The 4004-nt window shown below is 71.1% G+C and carries 2 protein-coding genes and 1 tRNA gene; 2 read left to right on the plus strand and 1 reads right to left on the minus strand.

Features of this window, described 5'->3' with window-relative positions; all coding sequences use genetic code 11:
* Window positions 1-142 precede the first annotated feature (142 nt).
* Together ABEA26_RS35270 and ABEA26_RS35275 are read left to right on the plus strand one after the other, a co-directional pair.
* On the plus strand, window positions 143-805 hold the full coding sequence (locus tag ABEA26_RS35270) for a DegT/DnrJ/EryC1/StrS family aminotransferase (protein ID WP_345598070.1): 663 nt from the start codon (window positions 143-145) through the stop codon (window positions 803-805).
* 78 nt (window positions 806-883) lie between these two features.
* Window positions 884-956, plus strand: a tRNA-Thr gene (locus ABEA26_RS35275).
* A 58-nt stretch (window positions 957-1014) separates the two neighbouring features.
* Here the strand turns inward: ABEA26_RS35275 and ABEA26_RS35280 are convergent.
* Window positions 1015-3768 (minus strand): SpoIIE family protein phosphatase, encoded by a 2754-nt coding sequence (locus ABEA26_RS35280; protein WP_345598068.1) that lies wholly within the window; start codon window positions 3766-3768, stop codon window positions 1015-1017.
* Window positions 3769-4004 lie beyond the last annotated feature (236 nt).

Genomic DNA, 4004 nt, shown 5'->3' on the forward strand with positions numbered 1-4004 from the left:
CTGTGGGAGAGTAGGACGCCGCCGAACAATCATTCAAAAGGGTTGGATCCCGAACTTCGGTTCAGGGTCCAACCCTTTTTTGTTCTCCTTTACTTGAAGTTCACGTTGCGCTACGACCATCCTCGGTATGGGTACTGCAGCAATGCTCAGGGCCGCCGGCGTAGGAGTCGGCGACGAGGTCGTCGTACCTGCCTTCGGGAACGCGGAAGTCGCCGAAGCCGTGGCTCTGACCGGCGCGTTGCCGGTCTTCGCCGACATAGATCCGGAGTCGTACTGTCTGGACACCGCCTCGGTGGAGGCGGCGTTGACTCCCCGCACCGCCGCCGTGGTGGCCGTACACCGGTTCGGGCGGCCGGCCGCCATGGGGCCGCTGCGTGGGGTCGGACAGCGGCACGGGCTGCTCGTGCTGGAGCGGGGCGAGTCCGAGACGTCGTACGACGAGACCGCGCAGCGCAGGCAGCGGGCCGCCTATCTCGACGGGAGACTGAGAGGCGTGCGTACTCCGGACTGGGGCGACGGGCACACCTACCAGCAGTACGTGGTGCGGGTGCCGGGCAACGGGCGGCCGGACCGTGACGCGTTCGCCCGGGCCGTGCGGGGCAGGGGAGTCGAGTGCAGGGTGCCGGTGCAGACACCCGTGCACCGAATGCCTGGTTTCCGGCGCTGCGTGTCCTTGCCGGAGACGGAGCGGGCCGCCGACGAGACGCTCGCGCTGCCGGTCGACGCCTCGTTGACCAGGCGGGACATGCAACGCGTCGTGTCCGCCTGCAATGCGCTCGGAGGACTACTGCAGCCCGCGTACTGACATGCGTGGTTGGGAGCACCCGCCTGTTCGGGGTATGATCTATTCCGTTGCGGCGAGGGAAACCTCGCAGAGCGGCAGGCCCCTATAGCTCAGTCGGTAGAGCGTCTCCATGGTAAGGAGAAGGTCAACGGTTCGATTCCGTTTGGGGGCTCCGTCACAAAGGCCCCGCCCAATCGGGCGGGGCCTTTCGCATGCCCGAGGCCGGTGCCCTAGTCCGCGTGCGGCTCCGGGACCCGCATCGCGAGAATCGCCATGTCGTCGGACGGGGCGTCCGACGCGAAGCGTTCCACCGCGCGCATGATGCGGGCCGCCACCGCACCGGCCGTCAGTCCCGTGCACGTGGTGAGGACGTCGGCGAGGCCGTCGTCGCCCAGCATGCGCATGCCCTCGCGGCGCTCGGTGACGCCGTCCGTGACACAGAGCAGGACGTCGCCCGGATCGAGGGTGACCGTCTGCTCGTACAGCTCCAGGTCTTCTATGACGCCGAGGAGGGGCTGCGGCTCCGCCGCCGGTTCCACCGTGCTGTCCTGGCGCAGGCGGAGCGGGAGCGGGTGACCGGCGCAGACCACCTTCAGCTCCGCGCTGCCGTCCTCCTGCGGGCGCATCTCGCCGTACAGCAGCGTGAGGAAGCGGCTGCGGGCACCCTCGTCGAGGATGGCCGAGTTGAGACGCTCCAGGACCGCCGGGCCGCTGAGGCCCTCGCGGGCCAGCAGGCGCAGGGCGTGCCGGGCCAGGCCCGTGACGGCCGCCGCGTTCGGCCCCGTACCGCAGACGTCACCGATGGCGAAACCGTACGCGCCGTCGCTGATCGGGAAGAGGTCGTAGAAGTCGCCCCCGACCTCGTTGCCCTCGCCGGCCGCGCGGTAGATGACCTCCACCTCGACGCCGTCGACGACGGGGAGTTCCGGGGGCAGCAGGCTGCGCTGGAGGGACTGGCTGATGGCCGTCCGCTCCGAGTACAGGCGGGCGTTGTCCAGGGCCAGGGCGGCCCTGCGGGACAGGTCCTCGGCCAGTTCCAGGATCTCCTGGCGGAAGTGCTCGTCGGTCGGCTTGCCGAGCGTGAGCATGCCGATGACGCGGTTACGGGCCACCAGCGGGAGGACCACGGTCTCGCCGCCGACCGCGGAGGCCGTGGCGAGGGTCGGGCCGATGCTCGAACTCATCCGGTGCGCCGGGCCGCCGCTGAGGCCGAGGTCGCGCATGGAGGTGCGCAGCGCCGCCTGGTGGGCCACCTCGCCGGGGGCCGGCCAGACGCGGGCGCCCGGAGCGGGCACCGGATCGGGCGGGGGGATCTTCGACAGCAGTGACTTGATGCCGTCGATGAGTTCCTCGTCCTCGTGCAGGACATAGGAGAGGTACGGGTCCGACGCCTGGTCCGCGATGGTGTAGACGGCGCACCAAGTGGCCAGGGTCGGCACCGTCATCTGCGCCATCAAAGCCAGCGTCTGGTCGCGGTCCAGGGTGCCGGCAAGCAGATCGGAGGCCTCGACGAGGAAACTGAGGGAGCCGCGGCGCAGCCGTTCCAGTTCGCCCAGGCGCGCCGACTCGACGGCCAGGGCGATGCGGTCGGCGGCGAACTGGAGGCGCAGAGCCTCCTCGTTGGAGTACCGGCCGGCGGACTCGGCCGCGACCCCGAGGGAGCCGGTGAGGCGGCCCTCGACCTTGAGGGGGACGGTGACGACCGAGCGCATGCCCGTGCCGTTCAGCAGCGGGACCGCGCCGGGGACCGCCGCCAGGTCGTCGTGCACGGCGGGCATGCGCGCGGAGCCGTAGCGGCCGGGGCCCGCCTCGACCGGGACGCGGGCGAAGCGCTGTCGGGCGGAGGGCAGGCCGGTGGAGGCGCGGACCTCCAACTCCGTTTCGTCGTCGGTCGCCAGGAGCAGGAAGGCGGCGTCGGCGTCGAGCATGTCGCGGGCGCGTTCGACCGTGCGCTGGAGGAGGCCGTCGAGGTCGTCCGGGGCGGGGGAGCCGATGAACACCTCGAAGGGGTCGGCACTCTGGCCCTCGGACGAGGCGGCGGAGTCGGAGGATGCCACGCGCAACGGCGTCTGCAGGACCGCGCGTTCGTGGTCCCGGACGAGGAGGCAGACCGTCGAGGGCTCCCCGGCGGCGTCGCGGACGCGAAGGTGGGACGCGTAGACGGGCGTGACGCGGCCGTTGGCATCCCTTATGCCGTAGCTGCCCTCCCAGCGGGAGAGTTGGAGAGCCTCGGCGATGCCGGTGCTGGTGCCCGGGGTGTGCGGCCAGGCGGCGAGGTCGGTGAGCGGCTTGCCGATGACCTGCTCGGCGGGGTAGCCGAAGAGGTCCTCGGCGTCCTCGTTCCAGGAGGAGACGGCGCCGGTGCGGTCGATCTGGACGACGGCGACGCGGACGCGGGCGTCGGCCAGGGGGAGCAGGTCGACGGGAAGGGCGGGGCCGGCGGTGCGAGCGCCGACCGGGCGCTCCGGGAGGTGCAGGTGGAACCAGACGTTCTTCAGTGTGGGCGTGTACTCGACGCCCCAGCGGTCGGCCAGGGCCGCGCACAGCTGGAGGCCGCGGCCGCCCTCGCGGTCCAGGCTGCCCATGGTGGCGGGGGAGCCCTGGAGGGGGACCTCACGTTCGGGGTAGTGGTCGGACACCTCGATGCGTACGCCGTCGTCAGCGCGCAGGCACACGACGTCGGCGGTGGTCCCGGCGTGCACCACGGCGTTGGTCACCAGTTCGCTGGTGAGTACCACGGCGTCGTCGACGATGTCGGCATGGCCCCAGCCCTGGAGCGTGTCCCGGACGAAGGACCGGGCGCTCGCCACCGATCGTCCGACGGGCTCGAAGCTGGCGGCCGCGCGCGCGGTGATCACAGAACTCCTCGACCCTCTCTCCCCGTGCACGGCCTCATGGCCGACCGGGTCTCGCCGCTGCTGCGGCAGTCCACCCGTCGGCCCGGGATCCGGGGGCTGCTCCCCCGGGATCAGTCCGGTGGTCATTCCGGCCGCCCCTCCGATGCCCGCTCGTCTCCGTGCCACCGCCCAGGCCGGACGCACCGGTGTGGCTGGACAGCCGCATGCAAGGTTACTTACCTTCGCCGTCCATGCGGATGCCGGTCTGCAGTGTTTCCGCCCAGAGGGGGTGCGGACGATGTGCGAAGCTGCCGAACTGTTATGGCCGGGTTCGGCCGGGGTGAAACACTGGGCAAGCTTCTTATGAAGGTCAGGGCAGGTTG

This window comes from Streptomyces marokkonensis (assembly GCF_039539045.1).
GTDB lineage: Bacteria > Actinomycetota > Actinomycetes > Streptomycetales > Streptomycetaceae > Streptomyces > Streptomyces marokkonensis.

Excerpts from the sequence above, each read along its gene's own strand:
- ABEA26_RS35270 (WP_345598070.1), top strand. The coding sequence starts at position 143 with ATGCTCAGGGCCGCCGGCGTAGGAGTCGGCGACGAGGTCGTCGTACCT.
- ABEA26_RS35280 (WP_345598068.1), bottom strand. The coding sequence starts at position 3,768 with ATGACCACCGGACTGATCCCGGGGGAGCAGCCCCCGGATCCCGGGCCG.